The sequence below is a fragment of the Streptosporangium sp. CA-135522 genome, assembly GCF_050949235.1.
Taxonomy (GTDB): domain Bacteria; phylum Actinomycetota; class Actinomycetes; order Streptosporangiales; family Streptosporangiaceae; genus Streptosporangium.
The window spans coordinates 1,155,393-1,177,611 of record NZ_CP192026.1; the positions used below are offsets into that span (position 1 = coordinate 1,155,393).

Consider the following 22,219-nt stretch of genomic DNA (forward strand, 5'->3'; position numbering starts at 1 on the left):
CGGGCGCATGGCCTGGCGACATTAACCCATCACCAGAGGTCGACGCGGGACACGCTGTCGCGCGCCGCCGGAGACGCCGAGCATCACCGGCCCGCACCGTCTCCCGCGAGAAAGACCTCTCGATGATCTCTCTTTCACGCGCGCCCGGCGCATGCTCCAAGCGCCTGGCCGCGACGCTCTACGGCTACATGTTCCTGGATGACTTCATCCTCCTCTACCCGGTCTATGCCCTGCTGTTCGTCGAGACCGGCCTGTCCACCGCCGAGATCTCCTCGCTGTTCGTGATCTGGTCGGTCACCTCCCTGGTGATGGAGGTGCCGTCCGGGGTGTGGGCCGACGCCGTCTCCCGGCGGTTGCTCCTCGTCCTGGCGCCGCTGCTCGCGGCGGCCGGTTACGTCCTGTGGATCGCCGTCCCCTCCTACTGGGCGTTCGCCGCGGGTTTCGTGCTCTGGGGCACCTCGGGGGCGCTGCAGTCAGGCGCCATGGAGGCGCTGGTCTACACCGAACTCGAGCACCTGGGCGCGGCCGACCGCTACGTCACGATCATGGGTCGCGCCCGTGCGGCCAGCACCGTCGCCGTCATGACGGCCACGGCCACGGCCGCCCCGGTGCTCGCCCTGGGCGGCTATCGGCTGCTCGGTGCGGCCAGCGTCCTGGCCTGTGTGCTGTGCGCGGTCGTCGCCATGACCTTCCCCGAGCACCGAGAGGAGAGCCCGGAGGGGATGCCGCCGGGCGCCTACGCCCGCATCCTGCGGGACGGCGCGCGGGAGATGCGCTCCAGCCGGCCGGTACGGCGAGCGGTGCTGCTGGTGGCCGTGGTGTCGGCGGTATGGGGCGCGCTGGAGGAGTACGTGCCCCTGCTCGCGGCCGGCACCGGTGTCGCCGCCTACGTCGTGCCCCTCCTGGTGCTCCTGGTCTCGGCGGGGGTCGCTCTCGGTGGCGTGCTCGCCGCGACCGGGCGGCGCTTCACGGACCGGGCGTTCGCCGCGACCCTCGCCGTCGCGGCGCTGGCGCTCGGCGCGGGAGCGATCAGCGGGGTCGCGACGGGCTTCGTCGCGATCGCGGCGGCTTTCTGCCTCTTCCAACTGGCGACCGTGCTGGCCGACGCGCGGCTTCAGGACGGCATCGCCGGTCCGGCCCGCGCCACGGTGACCTCGCTGGCAGGCCTGGGCGCGGAGGTGGCGGGCATCGCCGTCTTCGCCGGTTACGCCGCGGCCTCGACGGTGACCGGACATGGTGTGATCTTCGCCGTGTTCGCCGTGCCGTACCTCGTCCTGGCCTTCGCACTGGCCCGCGGCGACCGGTCGCGACGCGGTGACGAGCGGTCCAGAGGTCGTGTCTGAGGGGTCGCGTTCGGCACGCCGTCCGGCTGGAGGAGGGGCGTCCGCCGGATGGCGCGGGGTGTGGTGGGCGGGGGTGGTGGCGGGTGAAGTCGGCAGGAGTGAGACGGGAAGGAATTTGTGCCCGTTTTGCCGAGATGCGCGCATCTCACGGCCTCTGTTCATAGGATCTATGCCTGACTGTGACCATCGCCTGGAATCGTGGGCAATCGCCCAAAGCGCACAACCATTCCGAAATGGGGAGAGACTGTGCTGAAGTCCAAGACGCGTCGCCGCGTCGCGGTCAAGACAGCCGCCATCGCAGCAGCATGTGGAGGCATCTTCTTCGGCGCCGTCCCGGCGATCGCCTCCCTGGCCGCCCCGAAGACGGTCTCCTATACCTGCACCTCCTCATCGGGCACCTCGGCGAGCGCCATGTACAAGCTGCAGATGGACATCACGGGCCCGCTGGCGCCGACGCCGAACTCCGCCGTCGTGGCGACCTGGGCGATCCGGCAGCCCGCCGCCCCGCCCTCCCTCGTCGCCCCCTCGGCCATCTCCGCGACCGAACGCCTCGTGGTCGACGGGGACGCGCTCATCACCAGCAGCCCTTCGATCGTCCCCTCACAACTCCAGACGGTCGGGGCCACCGCCGTCGCCGCCGCGGTCGCGTCCGGCGCCCCGCTCCAGCTGCCCAACGTGCTGATCACGATCACCCCCACCGCGACCGGCGTCGTCGCGATCCAGCCGGAGGCCTTCAGCCTCTACCTGCAGCCGACCACCGCGACGGGGTCCACCACCGGGAACCTGCTGTACGACTGCGTCGTCGCGACCACCGCCTCGGCGGAGGCGAGCGCCGCGGCATTGCTGATCACGGTCAAGCCGTCGGGCGCCTCGACCGGGACGGGCTCCCCGACCCCCTCTCCGACCCCGACGACCACGGGCAGCGGGTCCCCGACGACGACCACGCTCCCCGACCCGGTCGTCACCGTCACCAGGACCAAGACCTCCAAGCCGACCCATCCCCCCAAGGACCGGCAGATCGACGAGACCCCCGGCGGCGGCGCCTCCACGGGCGGCGGCGGGGAGGCCGGACCTGACGCCCGGATGATCGTCCTCGGCGGTGCCCTGATGGTGGCGTTCGCGGCGATCGGCGGGCTGGTGCTGCGCCGCCGTACGGCGACCCGAGGCTGACCGGAGCGGCCGGATGACCACCCCGACGCCTGACAGCCGGCCGCCGAGGCCTCCCTCCCAGGGCGGAGGAGGGTACGGGCATCCCCACGGACCCGCGCCGGCGTACGGGCAGGGGCCGGTCCATCCGCCCTATCAGCAACATCCGGGTTACCAGCAGTACGGCCAGCCGTACGAGGAATGGCCCGAGGACCGGATCGACGGTGGCCGGATCATGCGGTCGGTGCTCATTCTGGCGGGGGTCGTCGGGGCGATCACGGTGCTGGTGGGCCTGCTCTACATGATGGCGGCGCCCGAGCAGTACGGCCTGGCCGATCAGCGCACCACGCTCCCGCCCCGCGGCCAGGTCCCCGCCACCGGTCCGGCGAACCCCTACTTCCAGGCGCCCGCGACCGCTCCGCCGCCGGTGCCGACCATCCCGGCGGCTCCCGCCATGCAGCCCTCGACCCCGGTGCGCCTGGTCGTCAAGCGGCTCGGCATCAACGCGCCGATCAGGTCGGTGGGGCTCGACAAGCAGGGGGCGATCGAAGTGCCGCCGGTCGGCAATCCGAACCTGGTCGGCTGGTACCGTTCGGGACCCACGGCAGGGGAGGCCGGTCCGGCGATCATGCTCGGACACAAGGACACGCGCTCGGGCAGCGCGGTCTTCAGCCGCCTCGACGAGATCCGCAACGGCGACGTCATCGAGGTGCACCGCCAGGACGGCATCGTCGCGATCTTCACCGTGGGCGGGCTCGAGCAGGCGGACAAATCGGTCTTCCCGACCCAGCGGGTGTACGGCGAGTCGCCCAACCCCCAGCTCCACCTGATCACGTGCGGCGGCACCTACGACCGCACCACCGGCCACTACACCGACAACGTCATCGCCTACGCGACGATGACGAGCACGCGTAAGGAATGAGCGCCGCGGCTCTCGCCGGACGCACGGCTCCAAAGGCCCCGGACGTCGCGGGGTTCGTGCGCCGGCGCCGGCACGGGCTGGTGCTGGGCGCGCTCGTGGTGCTGGCCTCGTCGGTCTACGCCCTGCTCGGTCTGGTCAAGTTCACGACCTTCCGGGCCAGCGTCTTCGACCTGGTCATCTTCGACCAGGCCCTGCGCGGCTACGCGAACTTCTCGGCGCCCACCGAGCCCTCGCTCGGCATGCAGTACGGCACCGGGATGGACTTCATCCAGCTCGCCGACCACTTCTCGCCGATCGTGGCCCTGCTCTCCCCGCTGTACTGGCTGCACGGCGGCCCACGGGCGCTGATCGTCGCCCAGGCGGTGCTGTTCGCGCTGGCCGCGATCCCGATCTGGCGCTACGCCGAGCGCCGTCTCGGCGCGGTCGCGGCGCACCTGGTGGCGGTGGCCTACGCGGTGTCATGGCCGGTCGCGCAGGCCGCCGGGTTCGACTTTCACGAGGTGGCGTTCGTCCCGCTGCTGAGCGCGATCATGATCGAGCGGTTCGACGCGCGGCGGCCGGTCCCGGGAGTGCTCGCCGCCGTCGGCCTGCTGCTGGTCAAGGAGGACATGGGTCTCCTGCTCACCGGGTTCGGGATCCACCTGCTCCTCACCCGGCGGCGCCACGAAGGCGCCGCGTTCGTCCTGCTCTCCCTGGGCGCCCTCGTGCTGGTGCGCAACGTGCTGATGCCGATGGCGGGGTCGGGCGCCGTGGGATTCCACTGGGCCTACGGCGCCTGGGGCGCGAACCTGGGCGAGGCGGTACCGGCCGTTCTGCGAGATCCGCTCGGCGCGCTCTCGCAGCTCGTCAACCCGATGGTCAAGGTGAACACCCTGGCCTTCCTGCTGTGGCCGATGGCGCTGACCGCGCTGCTGTCACCGCTGACCCTGGCGGCCGTCCCGCTCGTCGTGGAGCGGTTCCTGGCCGACCGGTCGCAGTGGTGGGAAGCGGAGCACCACTACAACGCCTTCGTCGTGGCCGTGCTCGTCTGTGCCGGGGTGGACGGCGCCGCACGGCTCGCCGCACGGTTCCGGGGCCGGAACCTGATCGCGACCTGGGCGGTCGCGGTCTGCGTGACCGGCCTCACCCTCGTCCCGCGCTTCGAGCTCGGCAAGCTCCTGGACCCGGCCTTCTACGCGGGTGAACCGCACGTCGCGGCGGCGCGAGAGGCGGTGGCCAGGGTCCCGGACGGGGTGGTCGTCGAGGCCGCCAACAACGTCGGCCCCGCGCTCACCGCGCGGACGACGGTGCTGCTGTGGGGTCCGCAGGCCCATGACGCGCCCTGGATCGTGGCCGACGTGGCCCGGTGGACCTATCCGTTCGGCGACTACGGCACGCAGCAGCAGCGGGTCGACGAGGCGCTGGCGAACGGCTACCGAAAGGTGTTCGAACGGGACGGATACGTCGTGCTGAACCGGCCGTGACGGGGAGCACGGCCGCGATGTGACGGGCGATTTCGCGGTTGCCCGTCACATCGTCCGTCACATCGCGCGGCCGGTTCCGGCACGAACCCGGTCCACCCCGCCACAGCACCCCGCCACAGCGCGCAGCCGTGCCCGCCGGTCCGTGCCCACCGGTCCTTACTGTCCTGTCTCAAGACACCTGGCGTGCGTCTCATCTAACTGGCGTGATTCGCCGTTCCGTCTCACCTCCCGTTTACACCCGGATCCGGGGTACGCGACGCGACCAGTAATCACGACAGAGGGTGTCGTGATTTGTTGGGAGCATGGCTTAGCGATCATCGGGCACGCCGATCGGTCGCACTCTATGGATGGAGCGTTCAAGTGGGGTCTCAGGTCAACCCTTGCATCACGTTCAACGGAAACGCGCGGCAGGCGCTGGAGTTCTACCAGGAGGTCTTCGGTGGCGAGTTGGAGGTGGGAACGGTCGCGGACTTCGGCTCACCAGACTCAGCCAGCGCTGACAAGGTCATGCACGCCCGGTTGGAGACCCCCGCCGGCTACACGCTGATGGCATGGGACTTTCCGGATGACAGGCCCGGCCACCCGCCCTACCAGCCAGGGAACAATGTTGCGGTATTCATCGGTGGCGACGATGACGACCTCCGCGACTACTTCGAGAAGCTGTCCGTCGGCGGCACCGTAACGTTGCCTCTGGAAGCACAGGTGTGGGGCGACGTGGCGGGCTCGCTCGTAGACCAATTCGGGATCAGCTGGATGTTCAACATCACAGCCCGACGGCGCTGATCAACCGCCGAGTTGGTGCGTTGAACGATGACGCGCTGAGCACCAGGCTGCACCGGATTGGGCGGCACCCCGTGCGATGTTCCAGGACACCAGAAGTCGCCCTTGAAACCAGACTGCAGTATTCCATGATCAAACGCCAAGTCTCCTGAGACATTCCGCCTTCACTCGCCAACTGAGTGAGACACCTTTCGTATCTCTTAGTCTCACCAAGTTGGCGAGTCCCAGGTCAGCAGCACGCTCACACGCCAACTTGTTTGAGATCGGACACTTACTCGCCGGTCAGCGTCCGTTTGTCCCGTCCGTTCGTCCTGCCCGTTCGTCCGTGCGCCGTCCGGCGTCAGCCCGTGACGCTCGGCCGGCCGTTCTCGACGTGGCCCATCAGGCGACGGGCGTAGGAGGGATCGTCGTCGCAGGTGATCTGGACGTCGTACCACCCGTGCGACTCCTCCACCGGCCAGACGACCTGGCGGTACTGGCCTGCGCGCAGCGGCACGGTCTGCTCCTTGTCACCGTAGGCGTTGGCCCGCACCTTCAGGGTCAGGCGATGGTCGCCGAGGTTGGTGATCTCGATCCGGATCTTCCGGGGGTCGATGTCGATCGTCTGCTGTACCTGGACCCGGGCGGCCTTGCCGGCCAGGGATCCGGCGAACTCGCGGCGGAAGCCGTTCGGGCCGGTCAGGGTCAGGTCGTAGCGGTCCTTCACCTCGACGGTACGGGTGGTGACGCCCAGGACATCCATGTGGAGCGGGAGCCCGAACTCGCCGGCGTAGGGATAGAGCGCCAGGTGCGCGCTGTCCTGGCCGGTGTTGGCCAGGGTCAGCTCCAGGGTGGTGCCCAGCAGCCGGGCCCAGGAGTTCAGCTGGTACGGAAGCGGCCGGGCCGGACGGGCGCCCTCCTCCTGGACCGGCATCCGCTGCTCGGCCGGCGGCGACGGTCGCCAGCGGCCGGTGAAGGCCGGGACCGGTGCGGGCCGGGCGGGAGACGGCCGGGGTCCGGCGGAGGTGAAGTCGAAGGCGGAGGTCAGGTCACCGGAGACCGTACGCCGCCAGGGCGAGACGTCGGGGAAGCGGACCCCGAGCCAGGTCTCCAGGAACCGCACGGTCGAGGAGTGGTCGAAGATCTGGGAGCAGGCGTACCCTCCGACGGTCCACGGCGAGACGATCGTCATGGGAACCCGGACACCCAGCCCGATCGGGTTTCCGTTGTAGAACTCGGCGGTCTGCTCGGCGGGCGGCAGCGGGGGCGGCACGTGGTCGAAGAAGCCGTCGTTCTCGTCGTAGGTGATGAACAGCGCGGTCGACTGCCACACCTCGGGGGTGGAGGCGATCGCGTCGAGGATGTCGTAGGTGATCCGCGCGCTCTGGATGGGAGAGGAGGCGGAGGGGTGTTCGGAGTCCGCCGCCGACGGCACGATGTAGCTCACCTCGGGCAGCTTCCCGGCCTCGACGTCGGCGCGGAAGGCCTGCGCCAGCGTCTTGGACGGCACCCGGCGCAGCGCCCGGTCGAACAGCGAGCGCTCCTGCGGGGTGAGCTGCGCGACGCCCTCCTCCAGCCGGGCGAGCAGCCGCTGACGCTGCGGCTCCGACGCCGAGAGGACCGCGCCGTAGAAGGAGTCCATGCTCTTGTAGTCGCCGAGCAGAGCCTTGCGCGCGATCTGCCGGAACCGGGCGAAGAACTCCAGGTTGTTGTCCTCGTAGTTATCCCATTCGTGGTACACGGCCCACGATCTTCCGGCCGCCTCCAGGATCTCTCCGGCGTTGGACCAGGTGTAGCCCGCGTGGGTGTCCTCGCTGTAGGCGGCGTTGTCGATGGCCCGCTTGGTGGTCCCGGGTTCGTAGCCGGTGTGCCCGCTGACGTGGTAGTTCCGGTTCGGGCTGGTGGAGGACAGCACCGAGCAGAAGTAGTGGTCGCAGATGGTGAAGGTGTCGGCCAGTTCGTACTGGAGCGGGATGTCCTGCCGCTCGTAGTGCGTCATCGTGGCCGGGGACTTGGCCGCGATCCAGCCGTTGTGCCAGCCCTTGGCCGCCGCCGCCTGGCCGTCGTTCCAACCGTGCGCCAGCGCGGAGATCCACTGGAGATCCTTGCCGACGAGCCCCGCGGCCTCCCGGACCGAGAAGGGCAGCACGTTTCCACCGGCTGTGGGCTGCTCGAAGACCGGTTTGCCGCCCGGCAGCCGGATCGCGTTACGGTCGCCGTACCCCCGAACGCCGCGCAACGTGCCGAAGTAGTGGTCGAACGAGCGGTTCTCCTGCATGAGGAAGACGACGTGCTTGATCGCGGACAGGCCGCCGGGGGGCACCGCCATCGCCATCGCCCGGTGGACCGAGGGCGGCAGCAACGAGCCCGCCAGTACTCCTGCGCCGGCCGCGAGGAACCGTCGGCGGGAGGGGCCTTCGGACATGGGGGTTTCCTTTCGAAGGGGACCCCGGAAGGCTCCCAATGGCAGGAAACCAGACCTTTATCGACAGGTGTCGATCAGGTGACACGTGAGCAGATTTGTTGCTAAATGAGCAGATCCACACATGTAACGGCAGAAAGTCGTGCCGGCGTCATCGGCGGTCCCGGCACGACACGGACAAAGGTTCTGTTGTAATCTCCTACTAACCGAACAATGCTCGGTTTCATGAGCAGGAGGCACTGTGGCAGAGGCGTACATCGTCGGGGCGGTCCGCACCCCGGTCGGTAAGAAGAAGGGCGGTCTGTCCACCGTCCACCCCACCGACCTGGCCGCGCACACCCTCAAGGCGCTCGTCGACCGCACGGGCGTCGACCCGTCCGCGGTGGAAGACGTGATCATGGGCTGCGTCATGCAGTTCGGCCCGCAGAGCATGGACATCGCGCGCAACGCCTGGCTGTCGGCGGGCCTTCCGGAGACCGTCGCCGGCGTGACCATCGACCGGCAGTGCGGCTCCTCCCAGCAGTCGATCCACTTCGCGGCCCAGGGCGTGCTGTCCGGCACCCAGGACCTCGTGGTGGCCGCCGGAGTGGAGTCCATGAGCATCGTGCCGATGGGCTCCTCGATCACCGCGGCCCTGGAGAAGGGCATGCCCTTCCCCTTCGGCGACATGTGGGTCGAGCGGTACGGCAAGCAGGAGATCTCCCAGTTCCGCGGCGCCGAGCTCATGTGCGAGAAGTGGGACCTCACGCGCGAGGAACTGGAGCGGTTCGCCTACGAGAGCCACCAGCGAGCGGCCAAGGCCATCGCCAACGGCTACTTCAGGGACCAGATCGCCCCGGTCAACGGCGTCGAGGACGACGAGGGCCCGCGCGCGGACACCACGTTGGAGAAGATGGCGTCACTGAAGACGCTGCGGGACGGCGGTCGGATCACGGCGGCCACCTCCTCGCAGATCTCCGACGGCTCCGGGGCGCTCCTGATCGCCTCCGAGCAGGCGGTCCGGGACCATGGCCTGACCCCCCGGGCCCGCATCGTCACCCTGGCTCTGACCGGGGACGACCCGGTATACATGCTGACCGCGCCCATCCCGGCGACCCGGAAGGCGCTGAAGAAGGCCGGCCTGTCCATCGAGGACATCGACGTCACCGAGATCAACGAGGCGTTCGCCCCGGTCCCGCTGGCGTGGCTCAAGGAGATCGGCGCCGACCCGGCCAAGGTCAACCCGAACGGCGGCGCGATCGCCCTGGGCCACCCGCTGGGCGGGACCGGCGCGATCCTGATGACCAAGCTGCTGCACGAGCTTGAGCGCACCGGCGGCAGGTACGGCCTGCAGACGATGTGCGAGGGCGGCGGCCAGGCCAACGTCACGATCATCGAGCGGCTCTGAGCGGCACGCTCGACGAACGCCTCGGCCCGGGAAGACCGGGCCGAGGCGTTCGTTCCCTCAGCGGCCGCCCTTACCGGGAATCCGGCGCGGCTGCTGGGTCGGCCTCATCGGCATGTGCGGCATCGGCGTGTGCCGAGGCGCCGCCGGAGGCAGGCTCCGCTCGGGCAGCGGGGTGCGGGGGGTCTTGGGGGACTTGCCGTCACGCTTTTGACCGGCATGAATTCGCATATGGACTCCTTGAGAAAATGACGACGCGGCCGAATGCCGTGCCAGAAACTCAGCTGCCGCGTCAGACGAACGGGCCAGAGGGCTGAGTGCGCGGGCGGATCGGTTGAAACCGATCGACGCCGGCTCTTAGGAGTTAATCCACATGTGATCACCGTACGGCGGGCCCGCCGAGCGGTGCAACCCATTTATCCCGGATGCGTTTCTCAGCGGATCGGCCGGTGCACGTTCTCGGCGGTCGAGGCACCGGCCGTGGCGGAGGCGATCCACGGGCCGTCGATGGAGGCGTCGAGGATGCCCTCCTCCAGGAAGGCGTAGCGGCCCTTCAGCAGGTGGCGGGCGAGCCGTACGTCCCGGGCGTCGCTGTTGTTCCACAGCCGTTCGAACAACGCGTCCGCGCGGAGCCGGGCCTGGCGGCAGAAGGTGTCGGCGATCTCGGCCGGCTTGAGCCCCAGATCGGCGGCATCCTCCTGGGCCCGGACGCAGGTCGCGGTGATCGCGAACAGTTCGGCACCGATGTCCACGATCCGGCCGAGGAAGCCCTGCTTGTGTTCGAGCCTGCCCTGCCAGCGGGACATGCCGTAGAAAGTGGAACGGGCGAGCTTGCGGCTGGTCCGCTCGACGTAGCGCAGGTGGGAGGCGAGCGGGCCGAACTCCGCGTAGGAGCCGATCCTGTTGCCCGATCCCGCGATCAGCGTCGGCAGCCAGCGAGCGTAGAACCCGCCTGCCCGCACCGCGGCGCGGGCCTTGGCCCTGCCGCCCAGCGACGGGTCGATCAGCTCGCCGGCCGCCGTCAGGTGAGCGTCGACGGCCTCGCGGGCGATCAGCAACTGCATGATCTCGGTGGACCCCTCGAAGATCCGGTTGATTCGCACGTCCCGCAGCACCTGCTCGGCCGGGACTCCGCGCTCGCCCCGGGCGGCCAGTGACTCTGCCGTCTCGTAACCGCGTCCGCCGCGGATCTGGACGAGCTCGTCGGCCACCCGCCAGGCCATCTCCGAGGCGTACAGCTTGGCGAGCGCCGCCTCGATCCTGATGTCGTTGCCCTCGTCGTCGGCCAGGCGGCAGGACAGGTCCATCACCGCCTGCAGGGCGTAGGCCGTGGCGGCGATGAAGGAGATCTTCCGCGCCACCGCCTCGTGCTCGCCGATGCGGTGTCCCCACTGCACCCGCTCGTTGCCCCACTCCCTGGCGATCTTCACCGCCCACTTGGCGTTCCCGGCGCAGACGGCCGGAAGGGAGAGGCGCCCGGTGTTGAGCGTGGTCAGCGCGATCTTGAGGCCCTGACCCTCGCGGCCGATCAGGTTGGCGGCGGGGACGCGGACCCGGTGGAACCTGGTCACGCCGTTCTCGATGCCGCGCAGGCCCATGAACGCGTTGCGCCGCTCGACGGTGATCCCGGGGGTGTCCGCCTCGACGACGAACGCGGAGATGCCCTTGCCGGTGCGGGCCATGACCACCAGCAGAGCCGCGACGACCCCGTTGGTCGTCCACAGCTTCACCCCGTCCAGCACGTACTCCTCGCCGTCGCGCACCGCGGTGGTGGCCAGGCGCGCCGGATCGGACCCGACGTCGGGCTCGGTCAGCAGGAAGGCCGACACCTCGCCCCTCGCGCAGCGGGGCAGGAACCTGCGCTTTTGCTCCTCGGTGCCGAACTGCTTCAGCGGCTGCGGCACCCCGATCGACTGGTGCGCCGACAGCAGCGTGCTCAACGCCGGGCAGTACGATCCGACGAGCATCAGCGCCCTGCCGTAGTCGAGATGGCTCAACCCCAGCCCGCCGTACTCCTCACCGATGGTGATCCCGAACGCGCCCAGCTCCGCCAGGCCCTTGACCACCTCATCAGGCACCTGGGCGGTCCGCTCGATCAGCGCCGGGTCCACCCGCGTGTCCAGGAACCGCCGCAGGGCGCGCAGGAACTCCTCACCCTTCTTAGCCTTGTCCTCGGACGGGACGGCCGGAACCGGATGCACCAGGTCGAGGCGGAAGTCCCCGAGGAAGAGCTGCTTGCCGAAGCTGGGACGAGCCCACTCCTTCTCCCTGGCCTGCTCGGCCACCTCGCGTGCCTTGGCGTAATCGGTCATCATGACCTCCTCAGGCGCAAATCACTTCGACGTTACGCCCGGGTGGCGGGTCCGGGAAGGAGCCGGCGTCCTGCGGCCCCGGCGTGTCGGCGATGTCTTTCCGGAGCTCTCAGCGCCGGGGAAGTTCGACGTGCACACAGGTGCCCTCGCCGGGAGCCGCGGTGATCCAGCAACGGCCGCCGTGCGCGTCGGTGATCGCCTTGACGATCGACAGCCCGAGTCCGGCGCCGTCCGGCAGTCGTTCCCCACCCCGCTGGAAGCGGTCGAAGGCCCTGGCCACCTGCTCGCCGGACATTCCCGGGCCGTCGTCGGACACCTCGATCAGCACGTCTCCGGCCGGCGACCGTGCGAGCCGTACGGTGGCCGTGGTGCCCTCGGGGGTGTGAACCCGCACGTTGGTCAGGAGATTGACCAGGATCTGGCGGATCCGCGCCTCGTCGACGACGGCGGGCAGCGAGCTCGGGGCATCGACGACGATCAGCGTCCCGGGGGCGGTCGCCGTGCAGTCCGCGCTCACGTCGCGTACGACCGCGGACAGGTCGGTCTCCGACGGCTGGAGCGCCGCGTTCCGGTCCAGGCGGGCGAGTTCGAGCATCTGGCTGACGAGGTCGCCCATCCGCGTCGCCTCGTCCTCGATCCTGCCCATGATCCTGGGCAGGTCCTCGGTGCGCAGCGCACCGGTCCGGTACAGCTCCGCGTACCCCCGGATGGTGGACAGGGGGGTCCGCAGCTCGTGCGAAGCGTCGGCCGCGAAGCGGCGGACACGATCCTCTGACGCCCAGCGATCCCTGAAGGCCTCCGCGATCCGGTCGAGCAGAAGGTTCACGGCCGTCCCGAGCCGTCCGACCTCCGAAGGGCCCTCGGGCATGCGGACCGACAGGTCGCCGTTGCTGGCCATGGTGTAGGCCGCGCCCGCTATCCGCGCCAGCGGGGACAGCCCCCGAGTGATCAGAGCGCGGCCGATGAGGGCGAGCAGCAGGATGAGCGCGCCTCCGGTGAGGAGCTCCGCGACGACGAGACGGCGGATCGGCGCGTCGACCGATTCCAGCGAAACGGCGACGATCACCAATCGGTTGCCCTGCCTGGCCCCGGTCACCCTCGCGATCATCCTGTAGCCGCCCACCGGGTCAAGGGAGAACTGCTCCTGCCGCGCGGCGTGGCCCTTCAGCCGGTCACGGCCCAGCGCCTGGACCAGGACCGGTACGGCCGCCGCCTCCGGAGCGTCGCCGTTGACCAGGCGGGCCCGTCCCGTGGCGAGGCTCATCGTGGCCACCGCGTAGGTGGATCCGGTCAGCGTCTGCGCGAGCCGTCCGTTGGGGGCCGCGACGATTCGCTGGGCGGCGGCCGCGGTGGCCGCGCGCAGCTGCCCGTCGACTCTTTCGAGCAGGTGCTCGCGCAGGACCAGCACGCTCACGCTGGACAACATGACCAGCAGGACCGTGCTCACCGTGAGCAGGCCCGCGAGCAGGCGTGCCCTGAGCGACATCACAGGTCCTGGGGCGGGCGCAGGGCGTAGCCGATCCCGCGCCGGGTGTGGATCAGCGGCGGGCCGAGCGGGTCCAGCTTGCGGCGCAGATAGGAGATGTAGGTCTCGACGACCTGTGAGGAGCCGCTGTAACCCCAGACGTGCTCCAGCAGCTGGCGCTTGGTCAGCACCAGGCCGGGATGTTCCATCAGGAAGGCGAGCAGGCGGAACTCGGTGGGCGAGAGGTCGACCGCGACCCCGGCTCGCCGTACTTCCCACCGCGACTCGTCCAGCTCCAGATCCGCCACCCTGAGCACGCCGCCGTCCGGCTCGCCGGAGACGGCGGTCCGGCGGAGCACCGCCCGGACGCGGGCGACGAGGGCCTCGACGGAGAAGGGCTTGGTGACATAGTCGTCACCGCCCAGGGTGAGACCGCGGACGGTGTCGGTGGGGGTGTCCCTGGCGGTCAGGAAGATCACCGGAATGTGCCGTCCCGAGGTCCGGATCCTCCGGCACACCTCGAACCCGTCGATGCCGGGAAGCATCACGTCCAGGACGATCAGCGAGGGAAGCTCGCGGTCCAGCTCGGTGAGGGCGTCCTCGCCGGTCTCCACACCCGTCACCCGGAACCCGTGGAAGCGCAGGGCGACCTCGACGATGTCGCGGATGTTGGGGTCGTCCTCGACGACAAGGAGGGTGTACTGCTCACTCATGGGGAACCAATTCTCGCCCATTCGTCCTCATGCGGGTGCCGCCCGTCCCCGCGCGGACGATGCTCGTTCATGCGTGAGCGCCGTGAAGCGGTGGGATCCCGGCGCATCTCGGCGACCCCACCGCTTCCGGTCAGCTTCCCGAGGTGGCCGGCGGCTCCAGGAGGGCGCGGTTGCGGGGCACGAACACCGCGGCGGCCGTGGGGGCGGAGGAGGCCGGGGCGCCGATCACGAAGACCCCGTCCCCCACGAGCAGCTTGGAGAGGTCGGCGCGCACGCCGATCCTGCGAATCCTGGTGGCCTGGTCGAGGTTCCAGGTCCAGGTGATTCCGTCCTTGCTCTTGACGGTCAGCGAGCTCTCGCCCTTGGCGGTGATCACGCCACGCTGCCAGGTGTAGTCGATGAACTTTCCGCCCTTGTCACGGACCGTGCTCTGCCCGTGGATCCCGACCACCCACAGGTTGTAGCGGGTGCGCAGGTTCGGACCGTGCAGTGTGGAATCCGCATCCAGCAGCTGATCGGCGATCGCGGTCACACCGGTCGGGACGGGGGTGACCGACGCGGTGGCCCAGGCCGTGGAGCCGGTCAGCAGGATCGACGCCGTAATGGCCGCGGCGCCGAGGGCGAGCTTCTTCTTCATGATGCTCCTTCGAGGGTGTCTCCAACTGGAGATGCCGATCAGACAATCGCCTCGCGCTGGGATCGTCGAAGGAGAAACCTGGGAATTTCATGAGAACACCGGCGGACGCGGTCCACGGGCCGCCCGCCGGTCTGGGGCCTGCGCGCTCGGCGAGGCCCCGGTGCCGCCGGCGGCTACTTCGGGACGCGGGCCACGCAGAAGACGGTCTGCCCGAAGGGCGGGCGGACGAAGCGCTCGATGAAGCGGGTGGCGGGAACCACCGTGCGGTCGTAGATCTTGACCAGGCGGGGGTCGGGATAGCCGACGCCGCCGCGGCGGACGGCGGCCCACCAGGCGATGCCGCCGAGGAAGTTGATCGGCTTGAGCACGTCGATGTCCAGGCCCGCCTTGGAGACCGTGCTGCGCAGGGTGGCGGGGGTGTAGCGGGTGACGTGGCCGACCTTGCGGTCGAAGTCTCCGTAGAGCTGCATGTAACCCGGGACCCAGATGACGATCCGGCCGCCGGGTACGGTGACCTCGGCCAGGGAGCGCAGGGCCTCGACGTCCTCCTCGATGTGCTCCAGGACGTTCATCATCACGACGGTGTCGACCTTCTCACCGATCGGGATGTCGGTCGGCAGGCCGAACTGCAGCACGTCGATCTCGTCCCGGCCGGCGAAGCGCTTGCGAAGCTGCTCCACGCAGTAGGGGTCGAAGTCGCTGACCACCAGCCGGTCCAGGCGAGGCAGGAACGCCTCGGCGAAATGGCCCAGACCGGAGCCGATCTCCAGCATGGAGCGGCCCACGTGCGGGGCGACCATGTCGAGCTCGTACTGCCGGTAGTTCTTGGCCTCGTCCCCACCCAGGTGGTTCTCCAGGGCCTCGTCTCCGGCCGCGGGTTGCACTACGCGGTCATACCCAGACATGCGGTTCCGTCCAGATCGCTAACAGAAAACCGTGGCGCGGGGGCCACGGCTACGGACAGGCAGAGTCTAGTCGCGGTTCCCCCGGAGCGGCCCCCCGAACGTCGCGGCGAGGCCTACCATGGAGCACCCCCATGGAAACTACCTTCGTCGGCCGGCGCGCAGAGATCGCACAGGTGGTTCACCTGATGCGGGAGTCCCGCCTGGTCACGCTCACCGGACTGGGCGGTGTCGGGAAGACGCGGCTGGCGGGCCGGGTGGTCGAGGAGGTCGCCGGGGACTTCCCCGACGGCTTCTGGCTGGTCGAGCTGGCCTGCCTCACCGATCCGCACCTGCTGGCCGAGACCGTGGCGGGCAGCATGGGCCTGGCCGACCAGTCCGCCCGCCTGCAGCAGGAGGTGCTGGTGGAGTGGCTGGGCTCGCGCAGGTCGCTGCTCGTGCTCGACACCTGCGAGCACCTGGTCGAAGCGGTGGCCTCGCTGGTGGACACCCTGCTGCGCCGCGCGCCCGGCCTCCGGGTGCTGGCCACCGGCCGCCAGCCGCTCGGTGTGTCGGGCGAGCACGTCTATCTCGTCCCGCCGCTGCCGGTCGAGGACGCGGTGGCCCTGCTGCGTGACCGTGCGGGCCTGATCGGCGGCTCCGGCGACGCCCCCGGCGACGGTGACACGGAGGGCGGCGCGGAGGGCGCTGAGGAGGGCGGAGCGGAGGAGGGCGGCGCTGAGGAGGGCGGCGCGGAGGGCATGGCGGAGCTCTGCGAGGGGCTCGACTGCATCCCGCTGGCGATCGAGATGGCGGCCGTACAGCTGCGCACCATGCCGTTGGAGTGGCTCACCCGGCAGCTCGACGACCGCTACCACCTGCTGACCGGCGGCGCCGGGCCGGTGCGGCACGAGTCGTTGCGCGCGGCGATGGGATGGAGCCACGAGCTGTGCACCCCGGCCGAGCGGCTGCTGTGGGCACGACTGTCGGTGTTCGCCACGGGATTCGACCTGGAGGCCGCCGAGCGGGTCTGCGCGGGGGGCCCGCTCCCGGCCGCGCTGGTGCTCGAAACGCTGACCGGGCTGGTCGACAAGTCCCTCGTGCAGCGGGAGGAGCACCCCACCGGGGTGCGGCTGCGCATGCTGGACACCGTCCGGGAGTTCGGCGCCGAGTGGTTGCTCCGGCTGGGCGAGACCGCCGAGGTCCGTGGCCGCCACCGTGACCACTATCTCCAGCTGGCCAGGCGGTGCGCCGCCGGGTGGCCCGGCCGGCAGGTGGAGTGGTACGCACGGATGCGCGCCGAGCGGCGCAATCTCCGCAAGGCGTTCGAGCTGTGCCTGGCCGACCCCGAATGGTCCCGCGCGGGCCTGGATCTGGCCGGGACGCTGTGGTTCCTGTGGATCTGCTGCGGCATGCTGCGCGAGGGCCGCCACTACCTGGAGACGGCGCTGCGGATGAACACCGAGCCCGGCCCGGAGCGGACCAGGGCGCTGTGGGTCTGCGCCTGGGTGGCCGCGCTCCAAGGAGACCTGGCCGCCGCGCGCGAACGGCTCGATCGCTGCCGCGCCGAGGATCCGGAGGGGAGCGCCGCCGGTCACGTCGTCCAGATGGAGGGTCTGCTGTCCCTGATGCGGCGGGACTACCGCCGGGCGGTCGAGCTGCTGGACGACGCCATGGCCCGCCACATGGCCACGGGGGACGTGCTGTCCGGGTTGCTGCCCTGCTACACCATGGCGGCGCTCAGCCTGCTGGGCGCGGGCCGGCCCGAGGAGAGCATGGAGACGCTGTCGGAGGGGCAGGCGCTCTGCGAGGCGCACGGCGAGGAGTGGAGCCGCGCCCAGATGGAATACGTCTTCGCCTGGGCCGAGCACGTCAGGGGCAGCACGCCCGGAGCGCTCCGGCACGCCAGGGCGGCGCTCGCCGCCGCGCGGCTCTTCGACGACCTGCTGCTGAGCCTCGCCTGCGTCGAGATGATCGCCTGGGCGGCGGCCGAGGAGGGGACGGCGGAGCGGGGGGCCCGGCTGCTGGGCGCCGCCCAGGCCGTCTGGGACTCCTCGGGGCTGTCGCAGTTCGGCTCTCCGATCTTCACTCCGATCCGGGAACGGGCGGTGGCCCGGGCCGTGAAGATCCTCGGCGGTGGAGAATTCGACACCCTGTTCATCGAGGGACAAGGCCTTGACCTGGGCATCGCTGTGAAATATGCGCTGGGGGAGAAGATCTCTTAACCGGGGGTGCCGGACCGTGCCGAGGCCGTGGCCCGTTCCATGGTTGGCTAGCCACCTCACGCGGAGGGGCTGGAAATTCGGTGGCGGAGACGCGGATGCGCCGGGGCAACATCCCGGCGGAGACGAGCAGTCTCGTCGGGCGGTGCGAAGAACTCGACGAGATCGCCCTGTTGATCGGCCGGTCGCCGCTGGTGACCCTCACCGGGGTCGCCGGCGTGGGCAAGACCAGACTGGCCGTCCGGACAGCCGACCGGCTGCACGACTCGTTCCCCGACGGGGTGTGGGTCGTCGAGTTGTCGGCCGAGCAGAACGGTGACCTGATCGGCCACGACATCGCGGCCGTCCTCGGCCTGCGTGAGCAGTCGGTGCGCCCCCAGGCGGAGGTGCTGGCCGACTTCGTCGCCGACAAGCGGCTGCTGCTGGTCCTCGACACCTGCGACCACCTGGCCGAGGCGTGCGCGGCGCTGCTGCGCCGGATGCTTGCCGAGGCCCCGCACGCCCGGGTGCTGGCCACCAGCCGCCGGCCGCTCGGCCTGCCCGGAGAGCGGGTCCTGCCGATCGAGCCACTGGCGGTGCCCGAGCCGGGGGACGGGGCCGGCGGGACGGACGCGGTCCGGTTGTTCACCGAGCGGGCGCACGCGCTGGTGCCCGACCTCACCCTCGACCCCGCGGCGGTGGCCCAGGTCTGCCGCCTGCTGGACGGCATCCCACTGGCCATCGAGCTCGCCGCCCGGCGGTTGCGGGCGCTGTCGGTGCAGCAGATCGCCGAACGGCTGGACGACCGCTTCACGCTGCTCGTCGGCGGGAGCCGTACTCCGCTGGGACGTCACCAGACCATGCGCACCGCGGTCGGCTGGAGCCACGAGCTCTGCACCGCGCAGGAGCGCCTGCTCTGGGCACGGCTGTCGGTCTTCGCCGGGTGGTTCGACGCCGACGACGCGCGAGCGGTATGCGCCGATGAGAGGCTGAACGCGTTCCCGCTGTCCAAGCTCGTGGACAAGTCCATCCTGATCACCGACGGATCGCGCTACCGGATGCTCGACACGATCCGTGACTACGGCGGGGAGTGGCTGCGCCGGCTGGGCGAGGAAGAGACCTTGGCCGGCCGTCACCGTGACCACTATCTGGCCCAGGCCCGCAGGGCGGAGGCCGAGTGGTACGGCCCGCACCAGCTGCGGTGGGCCGACTGGGCCCACCGCGAGCTGCCGAACCTGAAGGTGGCCCTCGACCACGACGACGGCTTCGACCTGGTGACCGCGCTGTGGTTCGTCTGGTGCTGCCTGGGGCAGGTGCGGCAGGGACGTCACTACCTGGACCGGGCACTGCGGCGGCACCCGCGGCCGAGCCCGGCTCGTACCAAGGCACTGTGGGTGGACGCGTGGGCCGCGCTCAGCGTCGGTGACACGCTCGCGGCCCGCGAGCGGGCGGCCGAGGCCTACGCGGCGGCGACGATCGAAGGCGATCTCGCCGCCGCCGCGTGCGCCCTGCAGAACGCCGCGGCCGCCGATCTCGTCCGCGGCGAGTTCGACGAGGCGGAACGGCTCGCGGCCGAGTCGGCCGAGCTTTTCAGACGGGCGGCCCCGGGCCATATCGGGCTCGCCGTCGCCGAGGTGACGCTGGCTCTGGCGGCGGGTGCCCGAGGCGAGCCCGACCGGGCCGTGGAGGTGCTGACCCGCCAGGCGGCGCGGTGCGCGGAGCGCGGTGAGCTGTGGGCCCGGTCCCATGGTGACCACGCGCGCTCGCTCGCCGAGCTGGGCCGCGGTGAGTTCGACGCCGCCGAGGTCTACGCGCGTGCGGCGCTCGACGTGAAGTGGCGCCTGGGCGACGCGATGGGCAGCGCCATGGCGATGGACCAGCTCGCCGCCACCGCCGTGGAACGTGACGACGGGCGGAGGGCCGCCTTCCTGCTGGGCGCCGGGCAGCGGATGTGGACGGCCTCCGGGTCGCCCCGGCCCGGCCCGCGCGAGACCGTCGTCCCCCGTGCCGACGCTCCCCGTGCCGACGCCCCTCGTGTCGACGCCCCTCGTGTCGAGGGTTCCCTCACCCGAGGTCCCCGCGTCGGAGGTTCCGACGCGGGCGGTCCCCGTGCCGAGGGTCTCGCCGCCTCCCGGGAGCGTACGGAGGAGCAGGCCAGAGCGCTCGCCGGCGACGCGGTCTACGACCGGCTGTTCCACCGGGGGCTGGTGATGGATCCGGGAGAGGCCGTGGCGCGGATCCGGGACGCCGGAGGCTTCGACCGGCCGGCCCGGCGGCCGTACGGCCACACACGATGACCCCGTCATCTCAACGTCGCCTCGACGGACCCCGTCGCCTCAACGGTCAAATCATGGTGATTCGGAAATTTCGCCGTCGTGGAGGAAAGTTCGCCCTCGAAACGGCGGCGAGTTTTGCACCGGGGGAGAAGGAAACCCCACCGGAAGACGAGCGGCTGATCGGTTCGTGACCCTGGAGAGGTGCGATTTCCACAAGAGTGGAAGGAGCGCGAACCGATGGAACGCAAACCATGGTGGCGCGGGAACCTCCCCGCGGAGACGAGCAGCTTCATCGGCCGTGACAGCGAGATCCGGGAGCTGCTGAAGCTCCTGGCCGAGACACCGCTGGTCACGGTCACCGGCGCCGCGGGCATCGGAAAATCACGGATCGCCGTGAAAGCGGCGGAAGAATGCCACAACTCCTACCTGGACGGCACCTGGCTGGTGGAGCTGTCCGGCGAGCACGACGGCGACCTGCTCGCGCACACCGTCGCGGCCGTCCTGGAACTGCGCGAGCAGTCGGCCCGCCCCCGGGCGGAGGTCCTCGTCGAGTTCCTCGCGGGCAAGGACCTCCTGCTGCTCCTGGACGCCTGCGAGCATCTCCCGGACGCCTGCCGCGACCTCGTCGCCGACATCCTGGACCGCGCACCCGGCGTACGGATCATCGCGATCTCCCGGCGGGCACTCGGGCTGCCGCAGGAGGCGGTGCTGTCCGTCGAACCGTTCGAAGCCCCCACCCCGGAGGCCGCGGGGCTGATGGACGACGCGCTGCGGCTCTTCCTCGACCGGGGCCGGGCCGCCGCGCCCGGCCTGGAGGCGGACGGCATGGGCCTGGGATCCGCCATGCGGATCTGCCGCCCGTTCGGCGGCGTTCCGCTCGCCATCGAACTGGCCGCCGGATGGTTGTGGACGCTGCCACCGGAGCGGCTCGCCGGATGGCTGGAGGAGCGGTCGGCGGCCCCGTCCACCGGCTGGACATTGCCCTCCCCGCACCGTGTCACGCGCCTGGCGATCGGCTGGAGCCACGAGCTGTGCGGCCCCGAGGAGCGCCTGCTCTGGGCCCGGCTGTCGGTCTTCGCCGGGAACATCGACGCCGAGGCCGCCCGGTGGGTGTGCGGCGACGAGCGGCTGGCCGACGTGCCGGGCCTGCTGGCCGCTCTGGCGGACAGGTCGCTGCTCACCCGGATTCCCGGCGGCTACCGGCAGCCGGAGGCGGTCAGGGACTTCGGGAGGGAACGGCTCGCCCGGCTCGGCGAAGAGGCCCGGCTGATCCAGCGTCACCGCTACTACCACCTGGACCTGGCCCGCCGGGCCGACGCCGACTGGTACGGCCCCGGGCAGGAGGAATGGGCGGCCCGGCTGAGCTTCTCGATCACCGATCTCCGGCTCGCGCTCGGCTCCGGCGACTCGTCCACCCCGCTGTCCGTCGAGCTCGCCGGGACGCTGTGGATCCTCTGGTTCTGCCTTGGCCGGCTGAGCGAAGGCCGCCACCACATGGGACGGGCGATCGACGCGGCGCCCGTCACCGACCCCGGGCTGCCCCGGCTCCTGTGGGCCGACGCCTGTGCGGCCATCGCCCAGGGAGAGCTGGAGGCCGGCCGCCGGCGGGCGGAGGCGGCGTTGTCGGCCGCCCTCGACTGGGGAGACTACGCCGCGGCCGGGCACGCCCAGCTCCGGTTGGCCGGTCACCGCCTGTTCACCGGGGCCCTCCACGCGGTGGAGCCCGCGACCGAGCTCGCGCGTGAATATTTCCGCGGGGCCGGCACCACGACCGTCGGCGAGCCGCTCGCCCTGGTGACCGTGGCGATGGCGGCCACCTGGCGCGGCGAGTTCGACAGGGCCGTCACGGTGCTGGAGGAGGTGCAGCGGCTCTGCGACGCCCGAGGCGAGCGCTGGGCCCGCGCCTGCGGTGACTACGTGCTCTCCATAGCCCATCTCGGCCTCGGCCGGACGGCGGAGGCGACGGTGGCGGCCAGGCAGTCGCTCGACGTCAAGTGGCGGCTGCGGGACGCGACCGGCGTGGCGCTGACCGTCGACCAGCTGGCGGTGATCGCCGCGGTGCAGGGAGACGGGTACCGTACGGCCCGCCTCCAGGGCGCGGGAACGCGCCTGCGGGCCCTGTTCGGGCTGCGGGCGCCCGGCTCGCAGAGCATGTCGGAGCCGGGGACGGTCGCCGAGCGCACGGCCCGGCAACTGCTCGGCGACGACGCCTACGACGCGGCCTTCACCGCGGGCCACGACGACGATCCCGACCTCGCGGTGGCCTACGCCCTCGGCTGAGGTCCCTTCGGACGC

The 22,219-nt window shown here is 70.7% G+C and carries 16 protein-coding genes; 9 read left to right on the forward strand and 7 right to left on the reverse strand.

Annotated features, from left to right (window positions below; translation table 11 throughout):
* The first annotated feature begins 122 nt into the window (after positions 1-122).
* The 5 genes from ACQPYK_RS05780 to ACQPYK_RS05800 all read left to right on the forward strand — a co-directional run bounded on the left by ACQPYK_RS05780 (position 123) and on the right by ACQPYK_RS05800 (position 5,657).
* The gene (locus ACQPYK_RS05780) at positions 123-1,343 is read left to right on the forward strand and encodes an MFS transporter (protein ID WP_433251352.1); all 1,221 of its coding nucleotides are present in this window, start codon (positions 123-125) and stop codon (positions 1,341-1,343) included.
* 246 nt (positions 1,344-1,589) lie between these two features.
* Entirely contained in the window at positions 1,590-2,513 is a 924-nt protein-coding gene (locus ACQPYK_RS05785) for a hypothetical protein (RefSeq protein WP_433251355.1), read from the forward strand.
* 13 nt (positions 2,514-2,526) lie between these two features.
* Entirely contained in the window at positions 2,527-3,411 is an 885-nt protein-coding gene (locus tag ACQPYK_RS05790; RefSeq protein ID WP_433251358.1) for a class F sortase, read from the forward strand.
* A complete protein-coding gene (locus tag ACQPYK_RS05795; RefSeq protein ID WP_433251361.1) occupies positions 3,408-4,874 on the forward strand; it encodes a DUF2079 domain-containing protein in 1,467 nt (488 codons plus the stop codon). Before ACQPYK_RS05790 ends, ACQPYK_RS05795 begins: the two co-directional genes overlap by 4 nt.
* A 360-nt stretch (positions 4,875-5,234) precedes the next feature.
* Complete coding sequence (locus tag ACQPYK_RS05800) at positions 5,235-5,657, forward strand: VOC family protein (RefSeq protein ID WP_350804551.1); 423 nt, start codon at positions 5,235-5,237, stop codon at positions 5,655-5,657.
* Positions 5,658-5,994: 337 nt separating this feature from the next.
* Here the strand turns inward: ACQPYK_RS05800 and ACQPYK_RS05805 are convergent, their stop codons facing one another.
* Entirely contained in the window at positions 5,995-8,058 is a 2,064-nt protein-coding gene (locus ACQPYK_RS05805; protein WP_433251365.1) for a phosphocholine-specific phospholipase C, read from the reverse strand.
* 238 nt (positions 8,059-8,296) lie between these two features.
* On the opposite strand from ACQPYK_RS05805, the gene ACQPYK_RS05810 reads away from it, so the two are divergent.
* Positions 8,297-9,442 (forward strand): acetyl-CoA C-acetyltransferase, encoded by a 1,146-nt coding sequence (locus ACQPYK_RS05810; RefSeq protein WP_433251368.1) that lies wholly within the window; start codon positions 8,297-8,299, stop codon positions 9,440-9,442.
* A gap of 57 nt (positions 9,443-9,499) precedes the next feature.
* On the opposite strand, the gene ACQPYK_RS05815 is transcribed toward ACQPYK_RS05810, so the two are convergent.
* The 6 genes from ACQPYK_RS05815 to ACQPYK_RS05840 form a co-directional block, all read right to left on the reverse strand.
* Positions 9,500-9,670: a hypothetical protein gene (locus ACQPYK_RS05815; protein WP_433251371.1), complete on the reverse strand. Its 171-nt coding sequence runs from the start codon at positions 9,668-9,670 to the stop codon at positions 9,500-9,502.
* A 203-nt stretch (positions 9,671-9,873) separates the two neighbouring features.
* Positions 9,874-11,751, reverse strand: coding sequence for an acyl-CoA dehydrogenase family protein (locus ACQPYK_RS05820; RefSeq protein ID WP_433258703.1), 1,878 nt, complete (start codon positions 11,749-11,751; stop codon positions 9,874-9,876).
* A 109-nt stretch (positions 11,752-11,860) separates the two neighbouring features.
* Entirely contained in the window at positions 11,861-13,237 is a 1,377-nt protein-coding gene (locus ACQPYK_RS05825; protein ID WP_433251374.1) for a sensor histidine kinase, read from the reverse strand.
* Complete coding sequence (locus ACQPYK_RS05830) at positions 13,237-13,929, reverse strand: response regulator transcription factor (RefSeq protein ID WP_433251377.1); 693 nt, start codon at positions 13,927-13,929, stop codon at positions 13,237-13,239. The genes ACQPYK_RS05825 and ACQPYK_RS05830 overlap by 1 nt, the downstream gene beginning before the upstream one ends.
* A 130-nt stretch (positions 13,930-14,059) precedes the next feature.
* On the reverse strand, positions 14,060-14,566 hold the full coding sequence (locus ACQPYK_RS05835; RefSeq protein ID WP_433251380.1) for a hypothetical protein: 507 nt from the start codon (positions 14,564-14,566) through the stop codon (positions 14,060-14,062).
* 173 nt (positions 14,567-14,739) lie between these two features.
* A complete protein-coding gene (locus tag ACQPYK_RS05840) occupies positions 14,740-15,471 on the reverse strand; it encodes a class I SAM-dependent methyltransferase (protein WP_433251383.1) in 732 nt (243 codons plus the stop codon).
* A 131-nt stretch (positions 15,472-15,602) separates the two neighbouring features.
* Here ACQPYK_RS05840 and ACQPYK_RS05845 point away from each other — a divergent pair, with 131 nt between their 5' ends.
* The 3 genes from ACQPYK_RS05845 to ACQPYK_RS05855 all read left to right on the forward strand — a co-directional run bounded on the left by ACQPYK_RS05845 (position 15,603) and on the right by ACQPYK_RS05855 (position 22,204).
* Positions 15,603-17,672 carry an ATP-binding protein gene (locus ACQPYK_RS05845; protein ID WP_433251386.1) on the forward strand — a complete coding sequence of 690 codons (2,070 nt, stop codon included), beginning with the start codon at positions 15,603-15,605 and terminating at the stop codon, positions 17,670-17,672.
* 80 nt (positions 17,673-17,752) lie between these two features.
* Positions 17,753-19,945, forward strand: coding sequence for an ATP-binding protein (locus tag ACQPYK_RS05850; RefSeq protein WP_433251389.1), 2,193 nt, complete (start codon positions 17,753-17,755; stop codon positions 19,943-19,945).
* A 216-nt stretch (positions 19,946-20,161) separates the two neighbouring features.
* The gene (locus tag ACQPYK_RS05855) at positions 20,162-22,204 is read left to right on the forward strand and encodes an ATP-binding protein (protein ID WP_433251392.1); all 2,043 of its coding nucleotides are present in this window, start codon (positions 20,162-20,164) and stop codon (positions 22,202-22,204) included.
* Positions 22,205-22,219 lie beyond the last annotated feature (15 nt).

What these genes read in the sequence shown, in the direction of transcription:
- ACQPYK_RS05780 (WP_433251352.1), top strand. Translation starts at nt 123, where the DNA reads ATGATCTCTCTTTCACGCGCGCCCGGCGCATGCTCCAAGCGCCTGGCC.
- ACQPYK_RS05790 (WP_433251358.1), top strand. Translation starts at nt 2,527, where the DNA reads ATGACCACCCCGACGCCTGACAGCCGGCCGCCGAGGCCTCCCTCCCAG.
- ACQPYK_RS05795 (WP_433251361.1), top strand. Translation starts at nt 3,408, where the DNA reads ATGAGCGCCGCGGCTCTCGCCGGACGCACGGCTCCAAAGGCCCCGGAC.
- ACQPYK_RS05805 (WP_433251365.1), bottom strand. Translation starts at nt 8,058, where the DNA reads ATGTCCGAAGGCCCCTCCCGCCGACGGTTCCTCGCGGCCGGCGCAGGA.
- ACQPYK_RS05815 (WP_433251371.1), bottom strand. Translation starts at nt 9,670, where the DNA reads ATGCGAATTCATGCCGGTCAAAAGCGTGACGGCAAGTCCCCCAAGACC.
- ACQPYK_RS05820 (WP_433258703.1), bottom strand. Translation starts at nt 11,751, where the DNA reads ATGACCGATTACGCCAAGGCACGCGAGGTGGCCGAGCAGGCCAGGGAG.
- ACQPYK_RS05825 (WP_433251374.1), bottom strand. Translation starts at nt 13,237, where the DNA reads ATGTCGCTCAGGGCACGCCTGCTCGCGGGCCTGCTCACGGTGAGCACG.
- ACQPYK_RS05830 (WP_433251377.1), bottom strand. Translation starts at nt 13,929, where the DNA reads ATGAGTGAGCAGTACACCCTCCTTGTCGTCGAGGACGACCCCAACATC.
- ACQPYK_RS05835 (WP_433251380.1), bottom strand. Translation starts at nt 14,566, where the DNA reads ATGAAGAAGAAGCTCGCCCTCGGCGCCGCGGCCATTACGGCGTCGATC.
- ACQPYK_RS05840 (WP_433251383.1), bottom strand. Translation starts at nt 15,471, where the DNA reads ATGTCTGGGTATGACCGCGTAGTGCAACCCGCGGCCGGAGACGAGGCC.
- ACQPYK_RS05845 (WP_433251386.1), top strand. Translation starts at nt 15,603, where the DNA reads ATGGAAACTACCTTCGTCGGCCGGCGCGCAGAGATCGCACAGGTGGTT.
- ACQPYK_RS05855 (WP_433251392.1), top strand. Translation starts at nt 20,162, where the DNA reads ATGGAACGCAAACCATGGTGGCGCGGGAACCTCCCCGCGGAGACGAGC.